Below are 14,423 nucleotides of genomic sequence, written 5' to 3'. Positions count from 1 at the left end.
GCGGCGCATGCTGAGCAGGTCGCGGACGCCGTGGTCGCGAGCGCGCCGTTGCGGTCGGTCACGCCGCCGCTCGAAGTGCTTCCGCCTGCTACAGCAGGCCCACCGCAGGGACCGCGACGTTGAGGGGCCCGAAGCCGAGGGGATCGGCGGGGCCGCCCAGGGCTCCGCCGGTGGACGCCCGGTCCGCGCTGTCACCCGTGGGCGGCGCCGGGAACCGCGCAGGGCCGGAAGCCAGGCCGCCGATCGGAGCGGAGCCGGCACGAGGAGCGGCAGCCGACGTGCCGACCGCGGACACACCGAGGCCGCCGACAGCGAGGAGAGTGGCAGCCGCGATCCGGAAAGACTTGATCATTGCGATCCTTCGAGGCGTTTCGTTGTCCCGGGCACGTTCCCTGGGCGCGTTCTCTGGGCACGACCTTCGCCGATCCGAGGTGAGGATCGGCGTATCGACGCGCGGCCGGTCCACCGGTGGTTCCGGCCGTGAGACCTGCCTTGCCCGGGCCGCGCGCCCGGCGCAGTCTGGTCCTGTGAGCGCGCAGGACGGCCCCACGCTCATCACGTCCGTGCAGCGGGCCTTCCGTCTGCTGGAGGCGGTGAGCGCACACGAGAACGGCGCACCGGCGAAACAGCTGGCGCGCGAGACCGAGCTGCCCCTGGCCACCGCCTATCACCTGCTGCGCACCCTGGTGCACGACGGATACGTGCGGAAGCTGGACGACGGCGGCTTCGTCCTGGGCGACAGACTGGACTCCCTGCACTCGGCCGGCCACACACAGACGCTGCTCAGCCGCGTCCGCCCGGCGCTCGCGGCCTTGCGGGACGAGCTGTCCACCGCCACGTACCTCACGTTCTACGAGGACGGTGAGATCAGGGTCGCCGAGATCGTCGACGGGCCCCGTACCCCACGGGTGGATCTCTGGGTGGGGTTCGAGGACGCCGGACATGCCACCGCCCTGGGCAAGTCCGTGCTGCGCGAGCTGGACGAGGACGCCCGCCGGGACTATCTGTCCCGCCACCAGCGCCCCGACCTCACACCACGGACGATCACCAGTCTTCCGGAGTTGCTGCGCAGGATCGAGTCGTCCCCCCTGGCGCCCGCCGTCACGGACCTGGAGGAGTACTCACTCGGCACGGTGTGCGTCGCCGTGCCCGTCTACCGTGGCGGTACGCTCGGCTCGCTCGGCGTCTCCCTGCCCGCGGAACGGCAGGCCCAGATCCAGGAGATCCGGACACGGCTGCTGCCTGTCGCGAGCCGTGTCACCAGAACTCTCTCGCTCACTATCTGAAATTCCGCTCCTTGTGGCTGCCACGCCCAGCCCGTTTCCTGGAACGAAAGGGACGTTCCGGGTGTGCGCCCCCGTCCCCCCCGGTACAGGCGAGGACTGCGGACGAAACATGAGTCAGGCCCGACACCATGGCGGCGACCACGAGCCGAGGCTGTTCAGGAGGCGTGCTTCCGGTATCTGGGCATCGGTCCGCCGATGTGCCGCCGGTCGGCCGGCCCTCAGCACGCCCGTGCTGCCGGTTCTGGTGCTCGCCGTCGTCGGCCCCGGGGACATCGCCGCGGGGGCGGGCACGGTCTGGCTGCCGCTGCTGGCGGCCGGACCCGCGCTGGCGGCCGCCACCAACGGGCCGCCCGGGGTGCTCTGTGCCGGTCTCCTCGCCACCGCGCTGGGCGCGGCGCTGGGCATCGGCAACGGCGTTCCCGCCGGTGAACTGATGGCCGTACTGTCCGCGCTGCTGGCCGTCACGGCGGCGAGCGGCCTGGCCAGCGCGTTGCACGGGCGGCGTGAGCGGGTCCTCGCGGCCGTCCGCTCGGTCGCCGAGGCCGCCCAGCACGCCGTACTCCAGCCGGTCCCGGAGGCCGTCGGGCCGTTCCGGGTGGCCGTCCGCTACAGCGCCGCGGCGGCGGAGGCCCGGATCGGCGGGGATCTCTACGCCCTGGTGCCCACTCCGCACGGCGTCAGGCTGATCGTCGGCGACGTGCGCGGCAAGGGGCTGCCCGCCGTGGGGACCGCCGCACTCGTGCTCGGGGTGTTCCGCGAGGCCGCCCATGACGAGCCCGATCTGCTCGCCGTCGTGGGCAGGATCGAGCGGAGCCTGGCCCGCAACCTGGGCCCCGACGACTTCGTCACCGCCGTGGTGGCCGGATGTCCCCGGTCCGGAGACCTGGAGATCGTCAACTGCGGACACGCGCCTCCGCTGCTGATATCCGCGTCCGGGGAGGTGAGGGCGGTGGATTCCACCCGCCCCGCGCCGCCTCTCGGGCTGCGTGCCCTGTCGGGCCAGGCCCCTCGTCTGCAGCGGCTGCCCTTCGGGGTGGGAGAGCAGCTGCTGCTGTACACCGACGGGGTCACCGAGGCCCGCGATCAGGCGCGCCGGTTCTATCCACTCGCCGAGGGGGTGGCCCGCCATGTCTCCGACGAGCCGGCCCGCACGCTCACCGCGCTGCACGACGAGTTGCTGGAGCATGTGGGCGGCCGGCTGCACGACGACGCCGCCCTGCTCCTGATCCGCAGGCAGACCGCGGACAACGGACAGGCCACCGTGCCGTCACCGGCGGAGGCCGCACTCCAGGGTCCTTCTGAAGGGTCCTCCTGACGAGTCTCCGGAGACGCCGCGGTGGTCCGCCAGAGGGGTCCTAGACGGCGACGAGATCGGCCCAGCGGGTGACCCCGCCCGGGTGGACGCGTGTGCCATGGCGGGTCGCCAGCGCGTGGATGATCGTCTCGCCCCGGCCGTGCTCGTCCGGGTCGGTCCCGGCACGGGACTCACCCGCCGGGAGCACCGCCCCCGCGTCGGTGACCTCGACGCGAAGAGTGCAGGCGTCGGCGCCGGGCGCCCAGGACAACCGGAGTACGGCCGGGGGGCAGGCGTGCAGCAGCGCGTTGGTGACCAGCTCCGACACCACCAGCAGAGAGTCCTCGACCAGCTCCGGGAACACGCTCCAGTCGGCGAGAACCGCCGCGACACGTCGCCGTACGGCCGAAACGGCGCCGGCGGCGGGCAGCACCGGACACACGTGTTCGCAAGCCGCCCGGAGCAGCGTGTCGAGCTGAGCCGTCATGGTCTCTCCCCATGGTGTGTACCGCCGGTCCGGCGCTGTGTCCTCACGCATACCGGCCTCCCAGCAAGCTATGGAGACAAATCCGGCACGTCAATGAACGGCGGTCGGCATTGCCGAACGCCCCCTCCGTCCCCACGACCCCGAAGCGCCGGCCGCCCGCGGAGCGAACCATCCGCGGCGGTAATAGGCTCGCCTCATGGCCGGCCCAGTCCAGTCGATCGAACGGGCGGCGGCGATCCTGCGCCTGCTCGCCGGCGGGCCCCGCCGACTCGGGCTCGGCGAGGTGGCGGCCTCCCTCGGGCTGGCGAAGGGCACCGCCCACGGCATCCTGCGCACCCTCCAGCACGTGGACTTCGTGGAGCAGGACGCGGCGACCGGCAAATACCAGCTCGGAGCCGCCCTGCTGCACCTCGGGACCAGCTACCTGGACGTCAACGAACTCCGCTCGCGCTCCCTGAACTGGGCCGATGCGCTCGCCGCCCGCAGCGGGGAGGCGGTACGCCTGGGCACCCCCCTGGAGGGCAGCGTGCTCATCGTCCACCATGTGTTCCGGCCGGACGACACCTTCCAGACCCTGGACGTGGGCTCGCTGCTGCCGCTGCACGCCTCCTCGCTCGGCAAGGTGCTGCTGGCGTTCGGGACCGCGGCGATCGAGCCCGGCGACGGGCCGGGCCTGGAGGCGTACACCCGGCACACGCTGGTCGATCGCGAGCGGCTCACCCGGGCACTCGCCGAGGTGCGGGAACTCGGCTGGGCCGCCGAGATCCAGGAGATGAGCATGGGCGAGGCCGGGCTCGCCGCGCCGATCCGCGGCCACGGCGGCCTCGTCGTCGGCGCCATCGGCCTGTCCGGACCGGTCGAGCGGATCTGCGACAGCCAGGGCCGTCCCCACCCGAACCTGATCACCCTGATCCGTGAGGCGGCGCGCGCGATCTCCAGAGACCTGGGAGCCGCCCGCTGGTAGGCCAGGACAGCCGCCCCTCGATCCGTCGGAAGGCAGACCCGATCATGGCTGAACGGTATGTAATGTCCATCGATCAGGGCACCAACTCGACCCGCTGCATCCTCTTCGACCACCGTGGGCGGCTGGTCTCGGTCGCGCAGAAGGAGCACCAGCAGCACTTCCCCCGGCCGGGCTGGGTCGAGCACGACGCCGTCGAGATCTGGCAGAACCTGCGCCGTGTCGTACCCGAGGCGCTCTCCGACGCCGGTGTCGGCACGGAGCAGGTCGCCGCCGTCGGCCTGGCCAACCAGCGCGAGACGACCGTGCTCTGGAACCGCCGGACCGGCGCCCCGGTGGGCCGGGCGATCGTATGGCAGGACACCCGCACCGCGCCGCTCGTCGAGGACCTCAGAAAGGACCCCGGTGAGGAGTTCTTCCTCCAACGGTGCTGTCTGCCGCCCTCCACGTACTTCTCGGCGCTGCGGCTCCGCTGGCTGTTCGACCACGTCAAGGGCCTGCGGCAGCGCGCCGCCGACGGGGAGGTGCTGTTCGGGACGATGGAGAGCTGGCTGATCTGGAACCTCACCGGAGGCACCGACGGCGGCCTGCACATCACCGACGCCACCAACGCCAGCCGCACGATGCTGATGAACATGCACACGCTCGCCTGGGACGAAGAGCTGCTGGCCTTCTTCGGGGTCCCCCGCCCGATGCTGCCCGAGATCAGGTCGTCCGCCGAGACGTACGGCGACGCCCGATCGCTGCTCCCGGGCGTCGCCCTCACCGCCGCCCTCGGCGACCAGCAGGCCGCGCTGTTCGGCCAGACCTGCTTCTCACCGGGCGAGGCGAAATGCACATACGGAACGGGGAGCTTCCTGCTGCTGAACACCGGGGGCGACGTCGTGCGCTCCCGGCACGGTCTCCTCACCACCGTCGCCTACAAGATCGGGAACCAGCGGCCTACGTACGCCCTGGAAGGGTCCATAGCCGTCACCGGCGCACTCGTCCAGTGGTTCCGTGACCGCCTGGGCCTGATCAGCAGCGCCCCGGAGATCGAGACGCTCGCGCGGACGGTCGAGGACAACGGCGGCTGCTACATCGTCCCCGCCTTCTCGGGCCTGTTCGCGCCCCGCTGGCGCAGCGACGCCCGCGGGGTCATCGTCGGCCTCACCTCCTACATCACCAAGGGGCACCTGGCGCGCGCCGTCCTGGAGGCCACCGGGTGGCAGACCCGCGAGGTCGTCGACGCCATGAACGCGGACTCCTCGGTCCCCCTGCAGCAGCTGAAGGTGGACGGGGGCATGACCGCGGACAACCTGCTGATGCAGTTCGTGGCCGACGTCCTCGACGTGCCCGTGGTACGGCCCCTGGTCGCCGAGACGGTCTCCCTCGGCGCCGCCTACGCGGCCGGCCTCGCCTCCGGCTACTGGCCGGACCTGGAAGTGCTGCGCCGCAACTGGCACCGGGCGGCGCAGTGGCTGCCCGCCATGGATCCCCGGCTGCGGGAGGCGGAGTACGACAACTGGCAGCGGGCGGTCGAACGCTCCCTGGGGTGGGCGCGACCACCGCGCTCAGCCGAGCCTGGCTCATGAAGTGACGCATTTCCCGCCTTACTTCAGGTAGGACTTGCGCACTGGGTGCCACTATGTGATCAAATCTACCGATGCGTACCCCCCACATAAAGACGCATCGTGCTGCTCAGTCGGACGGGCCTCCCGCCGAAGAGGTTCCACCCCGCCGGAATCCGTACGACGAACTGGCCTCGCTGGCAGACCATCCACTGGACGACCTCCTCACCGAGGACAGCGCGCCGACCCGGCAGGAGGACGACGCCGAGGAGCCCTGGGCACCCCCCAACCACCGGCGCGGCAGCCGCCGTCGCAACCGTGCCACCGGTCTACCCACCGTGGTCCGGGGCCTCGCCTGGGTGCTCACCCTCGCCTGCCTCGTCACCCTTGCCGACCGCTGGGCGTTGCTGTACGCCGAGCACAAGGCCGCGGAGCGGCTGAAGGACACACTGCATCTCGCAGCCGCCCCCGAAGTACAGATCGGCGGCTTTCCCTTCCTCACCCAACTGGCCGCCCAGCGCCTGGACTCGGTCAGGGTGACCGTCCCCGACATCCCGGCCCGCCGGGTCACCCTCACCCAGGTCACCGCCACCGCGCACGACATACGCATCGACGGCGACGGACCCACCGCGGTGCGCGGCGCACTCGTCCGGCAGGTGCACGGTCAAGTCCTGCTGTCGTTCGCCGACATGAACCGCGAACTCGGTGCGTCCCAGGTGGCTTTCACGGCGCACGGACCGGGAGGCGTCCGGGCCCTCGGCTCCCTGCACATGGCGGGCCGTGACCTGAGCGTACGGGCCGACGCGCGCATCCGGCTCGAAGGGGACCGCGGCATCGCCACCTCGGTGGGCGGCATACGACTCGACATCGACGACCTCGCGACCTACCGGCCCGGCACCAGGCCCGACGAGGGCCTCCACCTGACCCCCTCGTCGGCGAGACAACTCAGCCGGGAGGCAGAGAAGATCAAGGCCTTCTTGGCACTCCCCGAGATCGTGCACCGCCTGGGCGTCCCCGACAGCGCGGTGCGCGCCGCGCTCCACGACGAGGACAAGCTCCATCAACTCACCGGCGCCCCGCGCTTTTTGCACCAGCTGACCCGCATCAACCTCGTGGACGCCGCACTCGCCCATCCGGCACTCCTCAAAAGGCTGGGCCTGGACCCGTCCCTGCTCACCGCACTGACCAAGCTCACCCGCCCCCAGATCGCCGACCGCTTCTCCTTCGCCTTCCAGCTGCCGAAACCGCCCGGGGGTTCCCTGCGCCTGCAGAGCGTGACGGTGGGCAAGGACGGCATCCGCGCCGAGGTGTCGGGAACAGGACTGCTCCTGGGCCACTGACAGCGCTCTTCGAGCGAATCTTTACCGCACGGAGGCCTTTCGTGTCCCACCGTAAATGCCCGGCTGACCGTCCACGGCAGGCGACTGCTCGTCGAACGTGTCCGCTCCGGTCGTCCCGTCGCCCATGTCGCCGCTGAGATGGGCATCTCGCGACCCACGGCCCACAAGTGGATCCGCCGCTGGCGATCCGAAGGCGAGACCAGGCTCATCGACCGCTCCAGCAGGCCGCACAGGACACCGCACCGGACCCCGGCAGCGACAGAGGCCGGACATGCCGGCTGCGGCAGACCCGCAAACTCGGTCCTGCTCCCATCGGCCCCGTCCTGGAGCTGCCCGCCTCGACCATGCACCGAGTCCTTGCCCGTCACGGCCTGATCCGGCTTGCCCACCTGGATCGCCCCACCGGCCAGCCGATCCGCCGATACGAACGGGCCTGGCCCGGCGATCTGTTCCACGTGGACGTGAAGAAACTCGGCCGCATCCCCGAGGGCGGCGGGATGGTCTTCGACTACATCCACTCCATCGTCGATGACCACAGCCGCCTGGCCTGCAGCGAGGTCCACTCGGTCAGGAAGGCCGCCACCTGGGCGGCCTTCCTGACCCGGGCCGCAGCCTTCTTCGCCACCCGCATCGAACGCATCCTGACCGACAACCCCTGGCCCTACCGCAAGAGCTTCGCCTGGCGGCAGGCCCTGACCGACCTCGGCGCGGCCGGCAATTCCTCCAGACCTACAACCACCACCGCTGCCACACCGCACTCGGCGGCCACCCACCCATCAGCCGCGCGAACAACGCTTCAGGTCAATACACCTAGGCCCGCGCGGTCAGAAATCCGATGCCCTCGCCGGCTCACCCCGACGGGGCGCAAGCCGTCGGCATGCAGGGGCGAACCAGTGCATGTCGGGGCAGCGGTGGTATCAGGTGAGGGCGGCGACCAGCAGGGTGAACGCGGCGATGATGACGGCGACGCGGACGTAGTGGTAGCGGTTCCAGCGCTGCAGCTGCTGCTTCCAGTCGGCCGGCCGGGTGTCGGGTGTCCAGGTCTTGTTTCGGTTGTTGATCGGGACGAGCAGCAGGATCGACATGACCACGCTGAGGATCAGCAGCCCGGCGGCGGTGACGACGAGTCCGGCGCCGTGGTGGTGCCATCCGGCGACGGCCCAGATCGCGCTGAGGACGAGCGAGCCGATGTACCAGAACGGCATGAGGGCGCCGAGCATCCGGCCGCCGTGGGCGTGGCCGAGCTGGCCGCTGTCCTCGGGAAGCGCGTCCAGGATCCGGTTCATGATGAAGGCGACGGAGAACTCCACCCCCACCATCAGGCCGACGACGACAGTGGTCACGACCTCAAGCGTGCTGAACATGACGATCCCTCCGTGAACTAGCATTGCTAGATGATGAGGCAACGCTAGCGCTGCTGTCGCTCGGTTGTCTAGCGGTGCTAGAATCGATTCATGTCAGTACAGGAACGCAAGGAGCGCGAACGGGCGGAGCGCGAGCGCCTCATCGTGTCGACAGCCCGCGAACTCGCCGAGCAGCAGGGCTGGGACGCGGTCACCACCCGCCGGCTCGCCGAGCGCATCGAATACAGTCAGCCCGTCCTCTACAGCCACTTCCGGGGCAAGCGGGAGATCATCGGCGCCGTGGCCCTGGAGGGCGCCACCGAGATGGCCGCGGCGGTGCGGGCCGCGACCTCCGCCGAGGACAACCCGCGCGCCCGGGTCGTCGCCCTGGCCCGCGCCTACCTCGACTTCGCCGCGCGCAATCCGGCAGTCTACGACGCCTTGTTCCAGCTCGACGGCGGGCTGGCGTACGCGCAGGAGGACACCCCGGAGCCTCTGAAGGACGCCTTCGCCGCGCTGATGGAGAGCCTGGGCGAGGTCGCCGGGGACGGCGTCGAACCGGGGCTGTTCACCGAGGTGTTCTGGGCGTCCCTGCACGGCTTGGCGACCCTGACCCGCGCGGGCCGCCTGCTGCCCGAGTACGCCGAGCCGAGGGTGGAGCTGCTGGTGGACCGGCTCGCCATGGTCTGACACACCGTCCCGGCGGGCACGCAGCCGGGGTCCTCGGGCCCCGCCGCCGCCTGCGGCAACGCTCCCGGTCACTCGCGTCCACACGGCGCAGCAGCAGATCGCCGGGCCCCGCGCCCCGGACGGGGCACCCGACCCGGCGTTAACAACGCTCGTGATCAATACACCTAGCGGGCTCGGACACGGGTGGCCTCCTGCGCGAGGTCGGCCAGCGCCTTGCGGTCGGCCTTGCCGCTGCCGGCCAGCGGCAGCGCGTCGACGACGAGGCAGTGGCGCGGAATCTTGAATTCCTCCGACACCGGGGATGCGGCGGGCGGCCGCCTCGACCTCGGTGGCGCTGACACGGAAACCGTTCTCACCCGTAATCACCGGTGTGCAGTTGCGACAGGAGGCCCTCCACGCGGCGGAAGCGTTGCGCGGCCCCGAGCCGACCCAAGAGGCTCACCCATCGGACCAGGCGTGATGCGTGCTGTGCCTCGATGGCCCATCGGCCGCGGACGCGGCGGGCAAGGACGGCGGTGTCGGCAACGTGGTGCGCTGACGCGGTGGTCATGAACAGACGGGACGGCAGCAGCTTCGTTGGCTGCTTGATCGGACACCGATCGTGGGGGCAGCGCTGTGCGTTCCCGACGGCGAGGGTGATGGTGCACGCGGGGATGCCGGTTGCTGATGTGCGGCATACCGGCTCCTGCGGTCGTCAGGTCCTGGGGCTCCCTGGCGGTGCCGGGTATGGGGATTGCTTCGTGACGGCTTCGCGTACGGCTGGGGCGATCTCGGTGGCCCAGCGGCGGACGGAGGCAGGGTCCGGCGTTCCGCCGCGGGGCGAGAAGAGCGTGAAGCCCGCGGCGCCGTGTTCCAGCACGGCGTGGATGAGTTCCTCGGTCCACTGGCCGGTGGAGCCGCCGAGCCAGCGGCCGTCACGGTCGCGAGTGGCGGGCAGGGGACGGTCGGTGATGCGTCCGGGCAGGTTGAAGACGGTGCGGATCTCGCCCGGATCGCGGCCCACGGCCGCCGCGGCCTCGTCGATGACCGGCCGCGAAGTGCGGTAGCGCTCGCTCTGCCAGTCGGCGGCGTGGCCGGGGATCCAGCCGTCGGCGACCCGGCCGGTGGCGGCCAGGGATTTGCGGCCGACGGAGCCGGTCCACACCGCGGGTGCGGCCACGGGGGCCGGTTCGATGTCGTTCACCTGGTAGTGACGGCCTTGGTGGGTGACCGGTGGGCCGCCTCCGGACAGCTTCTTGACCAGGACGATGGCCTCTTCGAAGGCGTCCACGGCCTCGGCCGGTGTCAGGCGCGGCACGCCCATGTCGGCGATTCGGTCCCACAGTCCGCCGGCGCCCATACCGAGCATGATGCGGCCGCCGGAGAGCGCGGACAGCGTCGTTATGGTGCGGGCGAGCATGGCCGGCGGCCGGGTCGGCAGGTTGGTGACGTTGGCGAAGCCCGCGATGTGCTGGGTGCGGCCGAGGATGAAGCCGATGGTGGCGTAGGCGTCCAGGCGCTCCCCGAGGTAAGGGTGGTCGGACAGCGAGAAGTGGTCGAGCCCGTCGCGGTCGGCCTGTTGCGTCATGCGCAGCAGCTCGGCCGTGTCATCGACGACGCTGTGCGCGCCGAAGCCGAAGACCACTGGTGGTACGGACATTGCTCTGCCTTTCCTTCGATGCGGCGGCGAGGCCGTGCCGCTGGTCGATCAGCTTGAGGACATGGCTACCAGGCGTACGCCTCGGGCGCGGGCTTGGCCCCGTTCGGCGCGGGCGGCGGGAACAGCCGGTCCAGGGCGGCCAGGGCGGCGTCGTCGAGGGTGATCCTCAGGGCGTGCAGTGAGCCGTCGAGCTGCCCGGCTGTACGCGGCCCGATGACCGGCCCGGTCACGCCGGGCTGTGCGAGCAGCCACGCGAGCCCGACGTGGGCGGGGTGCTCGCCGAGGTCGGCGCACAGCTTCTCGTACGCCTCGATGGCATCGCGGTGTTCGGCGAGGGCGGCGGCCGAGCGCGGCGAGCTGCCGCGGGCGGCGGCGCCCTCCCGCTGCTTGCGCAGGACGCCGCCGAGGACGCCGCCGTTCAGCGGGCCCCACGGGATCACGCCGATGCCGTAGTGGCGGGCCGCGGGCAGCACCTCCAGCTCGGCCCAGCGGGTCATCAGGTTGTACCGGGACTGCTCGGAGACCAGTCCGAGGAAGTGCCGGGAGCGTGCGGCCTCCTGCGCCTGCGCCAGATGCCAGCCGGCGAAGTTGGAGGAGCCGAAGTAGAGCACCTTGCCCTGCTGGCGCAGGACGGTGAACGCCTCCCAGATCTCCTCCCACGGCGTGTTCCGGTCGATGTGGTGCATCTGGAGCAGGTCGATGTAGTCGGTCCCCAGCCGCTTGAGGGAGGCGTCGGCTGCGCGCCGGATGTTCAGCGCGGACAGGAAACCGTCGTTGGGCCACTGGCCGGTCGGCAGATAGACCTTGGTCGCCAGCACGGTCTTCTCGCGTCGGCCGCCACCTGCGGCGAACCACCGGCCGATGATCTCCTCGGTGGACTCCTCCCCCGGCCGCGTGCCGTAGACGTTGGCGGTGTCGAAGAAGTTGATGCCGTGCTCGTGCGCACGGTCCATGATCGTGTGACTGTCGGCTTCGGTGGTCTCGGTCCCGAAGTTCATGGTGCCCAGGACCAGCCGGGAGACCGACAGGCCGCTGCGGCCGAGGCGGGTGTACTGCATGGCAGTCACCACCCTTCGGCGGCGGTCGGGCCGAACTGGCCGGTGAAGCGGCCGGTGAACAGATCCGCGCCCTTGAACTCGGCGACCATCGAGGCCGGGGCGATGAACGGGCCCTCGGGCGAGGGCAGCTGGCCGACGCCGCCGTTCGGACCGAGCGGCAGCAGGATCATCGGGTGCCCCAGCGGCTGGTACGTGGCCGTGGGCGGCCTCCCGTTCAGCTGGGCCGTGATGTTCTGCGCGACCACCTCGGCGTGCTGCATCGCGTAGCCGGCCATCTTGGCCTCGGGGACATCGGTGAGGTCGCCGACCGCGTAGACGTGCTCGTAGCCCTGGACGGTGAGGTGTCCGGTCACCGGCACCCGTCCCTCGGGGGTACGGGGGGTGAGCCTGCCGTCGGCGAGGTAGTCGCTGTTGACGGTGGTGCCGTAGGCGCGGAACCAGATGTCGGCGGTGGTCGTCTCGCCTCCGGCGGTGGTGACGGTGACGGTCTCGGCCCGGCCGGACTCGGTGCTCGGCGGCTCCGTCAGGGTCGTGTCCAGGCGCACCTCGATGCCCTGGGCCGCCAGCTGGTGGTGCAGGTCGGCGACGACCTCCGGCCGGAAGCCGGGCAGCAGCTCCTTCGCTGGGTCGACGATGGTGACGTGCTTGTCCGGCCAGACTTCCTTGATCTCCCCGGCCAGTTCCAGCCCGACCGGGCCGGCGCCGAGGATCAGCACCCGCTGTGCCCGCAGCAGTTCCTTGTGCGTGCGGCGCAGATCGTCCAGCGCCTCACCGATCGAATCGGAGACGGGCTTGGCCGGAAACGTGTAGCTGGAGCCGGTGGCCAGGACCACGTAGTCGGCCCCGACCCGCTCGCCGGATGCCAGGGTGACACCGTGGGGATCGACGGAGACCGCGCGGTCGCGTATCACCGTGCCCTTCGGCAGCAGCGTCTCGAACGGGAAGAACATGTTCGGCGCCCAGTCGGGCTGGGCCAGCGCCCGCAGCGACCCGGCCGCGTTGACGAAGCCCTCCCGCGGATCGATGAGCACGACATCCGCCTCGGGCTCGGACTCGAGCGCCTTGGCGACCGCGGCGCCTCCGTAGCCTCCGCCGATGACCACGACTTTTCGCTTCACGGCATGACCTCTCTCGATACAAAATCACGTTCGTTGCACGAACTTAACTAGTTCGCCTCACGAATCAGAACCTAATAGTTCGTATCACGAACCGCAAGAGGGGTCCCGCGCCGGACATCCTTGACCGGCGGCAGGGATACCAGAGTTCACAACTAGTTCGTGGCACGAATGTATGATGGAGGCATGAGTAAACCCTCGGATGAGGCCATGGGAGTCGTCGCCGGACTGGTGCGGTCCTCGTTCCTGGTGGACGCGGTCTACGGCGAGTCCGCCCGGGAGTACGGCATCACGCACCAGCAAGGGCAGCTGCTCTGTGTGCTCATGGCGCAGCCGTACGGGATGAGCGAACTCGGCGGGATGCTCCGGCTGGCGAAGTCCAGCCTGACCGGCCTGGTCGATCGCACCGCCCGGCGTGGCTTGGTGCGGCGCGAGCCGTCCCCCGACGACGGCCGCGCGGTCGTGATCGCCTTGACCGAAGCCGGCGCCGAGCTCGCGGACGACTTCTACACCGAGACCTGCCGGCGGCTCTACGCCCTCACCCGCTGCCTGGGCGACACCGACCGCACCCGCCTGGCGGCACTGCTCGCCCGAGTGGTCTCGGAGAACGAGGTTCCCGCCGTGTTCACCGACACCGGCGCCGGCGAGCCGAGCGACAGCGCCTGACCTCCCGCCGGAGCGCGGCGTCTCGCATGGGAAGCCCGAAGCGGCTTCGGCCGCGTGTACGCGTGAACCGCTCATGGGTGAGAGGGCCACGACTCCTTCGGCGCCTGGCTGCCGGATGTCACGTCCCGCAGAGCCGCCTGAGGCGCGGGGCCGTCACGGCCGGAAACGGCGATGACGGAAGCACCGCACCAAGGGCGCGTTGCACGTGTCTGACGTGGCGGACCAGGACCGCTCCGCCTCCAGGTCCGCGGCGACCAGCCGGGCCGTGCAGCCGTCGCGAGGAGTTCGCCGGTCCCCATGCGGCACTGGACCCATACACATGGGTATGGCCGGCTGGCCCGGCTGGACCGTCACCGGCGCGTTCGTGGCCTTCCCGGCACTGACCGGCCGGCTCCGGCCGTCCTGCCCCTCGGCCCCGGCCCCGGCGGGGGTACCGCACCCGAGCGAAGCCGGCGAGGGTCCCGTGCGATCACCGTCACCGCCCTCGGTGGCCGTCCACCTCGGCCGGCTCGGCGCGCACAGAACGCAGCTTTCGCGATTCTCTGCGCGCGGGTGACGACCGGCAGCCGGCGGGTGTGGGCCTCGCGGGTCCTGGGGGACGGATTCCCGGGCGACGTCACCGGCCGATCACTCGGGGTTGGTCACTGCGTCTCTCTGCAGCTGTACCGACGCCAGAAGACTCAGCGCCGGTTCTGCCTGGCGCAGCGCCTTGACCGCCGCGACCGAGTCGATGTCCCCGGTGAAGCCGACGGCGGCCAGCCGGGAACGGACCCAGCGGGCGCGCAGCTGCGTTTCGGTGGCGGCGGCCGTGGACTCGACGAGTGCGGCGGCGCGTTCCAGGCCCGGACGCTCTTCGGGCGACGCCTCGGCCAGCGCCTGGCGGAGGGCCGCCGTGACCAGGTCGGAGTCCCGGATGAGCAGTACGGCGTCGTGTTTCTTGGTCAGCCCCGTGAATGCCTTCATGTGGATCACTGTGCCTGCCACCTTCCCGTTC

Annotated in this window: 15 protein-coding genes and 1 pseudogene; 8 read left to right on the top strand and 8 right to left on the bottom strand. The window is 70.9% G+C overall.

What is annotated here, in order from left to right; genetic code table 11:
- Positions 1–88: 88 nt before the first annotated feature.
- Complete coding sequence (locus ABT171_RS29175; protein WP_351248914.1) at positions 89–352, bottom strand: hypothetical protein; 264 nt, start codon at positions 350–352, stop codon at positions 89–91.
- A 175-nt stretch (positions 353–527) separates the two neighbouring features.
- Here ABT171_RS29175 and ABT171_RS29170 point away from each other — a divergent pair, with 175 nt between their 5' ends.
- Together ABT171_RS29170 and ABT171_RS29165 are read left to right on the top strand one after the other, a co-directional pair.
- Positions 528–1,286 carry an IclR family transcriptional regulator gene (locus ABT171_RS29170; RefSeq protein WP_351248912.1) on the top strand — a complete coding sequence of 253 codons (759 nt, stop codon included), beginning with the start codon at positions 528–530 and terminating at the stop codon, positions 1,284–1,286.
- Positions 1,287–1,395: 109 nt separating this feature from the next.
- Entirely contained in the window at positions 1,396–2,601 is a 1,206-nt protein-coding gene (locus tag ABT171_RS29165; RefSeq protein ID WP_503077110.1) for a PP2C family protein-serine/threonine phosphatase, read from the top strand.
- A gap of 40 nt (positions 2,602–2,641) precedes the next feature.
- Here ABT171_RS29165 and ABT171_RS29160 read toward each other — a convergent pair whose 3' ends face one another.
- On the bottom strand, positions 2,642–3,067 hold the full coding sequence (locus ABT171_RS29160; protein ID WP_351248910.1) for an ATP-binding protein: 426 nt from the start codon (positions 3,065–3,067) through the stop codon (positions 2,642–2,644).
- A gap of 196 nt (positions 3,068–3,263) precedes the next feature.
- Here ABT171_RS29160 and ABT171_RS29155 point away from each other — a divergent pair, with 196 nt between their 5' ends.
- From ABT171_RS29155 to ABT171_RS29140, 4 genes and pseudogenes are all read left to right on the top strand, one after another.
- Entirely contained in the window at positions 3,264–4,031 is a 768-nt protein-coding gene (locus ABT171_RS29155) for an IclR family transcriptional regulator (protein WP_351248908.1), read from the top strand.
- A 44-nt stretch (positions 4,032–4,075) separates the two neighbouring features.
- Positions 4,076–5,602 carry a glycerol kinase GlpK gene (gene glpK, locus ABT171_RS29150; RefSeq protein ID WP_351248906.1) on the top strand — a complete coding sequence of 509 codons (1,527 nt, stop codon included), beginning with the start codon at positions 4,076–4,078 and terminating at the stop codon, positions 5,600–5,602.
- Between the two features lie 71 nt (positions 5,603–5,673).
- Positions 5,674–6,918 (top strand): LmeA family phospholipid-binding protein, encoded by a 1,245-nt coding sequence (locus tag ABT171_RS29145; RefSeq protein ID WP_351248904.1) that lies wholly within the window; start codon positions 5,674–5,676, stop codon positions 6,916–6,918.
- Positions 6,919–6,981: 63 nt separating this feature from the next.
- Positions 6,982–7,732, top strand: a pseudogene (locus tag ABT171_RS29140) (leucine zipper domain-containing protein).
- 103 nt (positions 7,733–7,835) lie between these two features.
- On the opposite strand, the gene ABT171_RS29135 reads toward ABT171_RS29140, so the two are convergent.
- Entirely contained in the window at positions 7,836–8,282 is a 447-nt protein-coding gene (locus ABT171_RS29135; protein WP_351248902.1) for an anthrone oxygenase family protein, read from the bottom strand.
- Positions 8,283–8,372: 90 nt separating this feature from the next.
- Here ABT171_RS29135 and ABT171_RS29130 point away from each other — a divergent pair, with 90 nt between their 5' ends.
- The gene (locus ABT171_RS29130) at positions 8,373–8,951 is read left to right on the top strand and encodes a TetR/AcrR family transcriptional regulator (protein WP_351248900.1); all 579 of its coding nucleotides are present in this window, start codon (positions 8,373–8,375) and stop codon (positions 8,949–8,951) included.
- A gap of 164 nt (positions 8,952–9,115) precedes the next feature.
- Here the strand turns inward: ABT171_RS29130 and ABT171_RS29125 are convergent, their stop codons facing one another.
- From ABT171_RS29125 to ABT171_RS29110, 4 genes are all read right to left on the bottom strand, one after another.
- Positions 9,116–9,247, bottom strand: coding sequence for a hypothetical protein (locus tag ABT171_RS29125; RefSeq protein WP_351248898.1), 132 nt, complete (start codon positions 9,245–9,247; stop codon positions 9,116–9,118).
- Positions 9,248–9,645: 398 nt separating this feature from the next.
- Positions 9,646–10,590: an LLM class flavin-dependent oxidoreductase gene (locus ABT171_RS29120; RefSeq protein WP_351248896.1), complete on the bottom strand. Its 945-nt coding sequence runs from the start codon at positions 10,588–10,590 to the stop codon at positions 9,646–9,648.
- A 65-nt stretch (positions 10,591–10,655) separates the two neighbouring features.
- Positions 10,656–11,648 carry an aldo/keto reductase gene (locus ABT171_RS29115; RefSeq protein ID WP_351248894.1) on the bottom strand — a complete coding sequence of 331 codons (993 nt, stop codon included), beginning with the start codon at positions 11,646–11,648 and terminating at the stop codon, positions 10,656–10,658.
- Positions 11,649–11,653: 5 nt separating this feature from the next.
- Positions 11,654–12,766: an NAD(P)/FAD-dependent oxidoreductase gene (locus ABT171_RS29110; RefSeq protein WP_351248892.1), complete on the bottom strand. Its 1,113-nt coding sequence runs from the start codon at positions 12,764–12,766 to the stop codon at positions 11,654–11,656.
- Between the two features lie 183 nt (positions 12,767–12,949).
- Between ABT171_RS29110 and ABT171_RS29105 the strand changes: the two genes are divergently transcribed.
- Positions 12,950–13,429: a MarR family winged helix-turn-helix transcriptional regulator gene (locus ABT171_RS29105; protein WP_503077109.1), complete on the top strand. Its 480-nt coding sequence runs from the start codon at positions 12,950–12,952 to the stop codon at positions 13,427–13,429.
- Between the two features lie 627 nt (positions 13,430–14,056).
- On the opposite strand, the gene ABT171_RS29100 is transcribed toward ABT171_RS29105, so the two are convergent.
- On the bottom strand, positions 14,057–14,392 hold the full coding sequence (locus ABT171_RS29100; protein ID WP_351248891.1) for a hypothetical protein: 336 nt from the start codon (positions 14,390–14,392) through the stop codon (positions 14,057–14,059).
- Positions 14,393–14,423: the final 31 nt, after the last annotated feature.

This window comes from Streptomyces sp. NPDC001851, assembly GCF_040297165.1.
Classification (GTDB): Bacteria; Actinomycetota; Actinomycetes; order Streptomycetales; family Streptomycetaceae; genus Streptomyces.
The sequence above is the reverse complement of the archived record's forward strand: the minus strand, read 5'-3'. Positions and strand labels throughout refer to the sequence as shown.

Coding starts and splice junctions, on each gene's coding strand:
- ABT171_RS29165 (WP_503077110.1), top strand. CDS start 1,396: ATGAGTCAGGCCCGACACCATGGCGGCGACCACGAGCCGAGGCTGTTC.
- ABT171_RS29120 (WP_351248896.1), bottom strand. CDS start 10,590: ATGTCCGTACCACCAGTGGTCTTCGGCTTCGGCGCGCACAGCGTCGTC.
- ABT171_RS29100 (WP_351248891.1), bottom strand. CDS start 14,392: ATGAAGGCATTCACGGGGCTGACCAAGAAACACGACGCCGTACTGCTC.
- ABT171_RS29175 (WP_351248914.1), bottom strand. CDS start 352: ATGATCAAGTCTTTCCGGATCGCGGCTGCCACTCTCCTCGCTGTCGGC.
- ABT171_RS29105 (WP_503077109.1), top strand. CDS start 12,950: ATGAGTAAACCCTCGGATGAGGCCATGGGAGTCGTCGCCGGACTGGTG.
- ABT171_RS29155 (WP_351248908.1), top strand. CDS start 3,264: ATGGCCGGCCCAGTCCAGTCGATCGAACGGGCGGCGGCGATCCTGCGC.
- ABT171_RS29145 (WP_351248904.1), top strand. CDS start 5,674: ATGCGTACCCCCCACATAAAGACGCATCGTGCTGCTCAGTCGGACGGG.
- ABT171_RS29115 (WP_351248894.1), bottom strand. CDS start 11,648: ATGCAGTACACCCGCCTCGGCCGCAGCGGCCTGTCGGTCTCCCGGCTG.
- glpK (WP_351248906.1), top strand. CDS start 4,076: ATGGCTGAACGGTATGTAATGTCCATCGATCAGGGCACCAACTCGACC.
- ABT171_RS29135 (WP_351248902.1), bottom strand. CDS start 8,282: ATGTTCAGCACGCTTGAGGTCGTGACCACTGTCGTCGTCGGCCTGATG.
- ABT171_RS29130 (WP_351248900.1), top strand. CDS start 8,373: ATGTCAGTACAGGAACGCAAGGAGCGCGAACGGGCGGAGCGCGAGCGC.
- ABT171_RS29160 (WP_351248910.1), bottom strand. CDS start 3,067: ATGACGGCTCAGCTCGACACGCTGCTCCGGGCGGCTTGCGAACACGTG.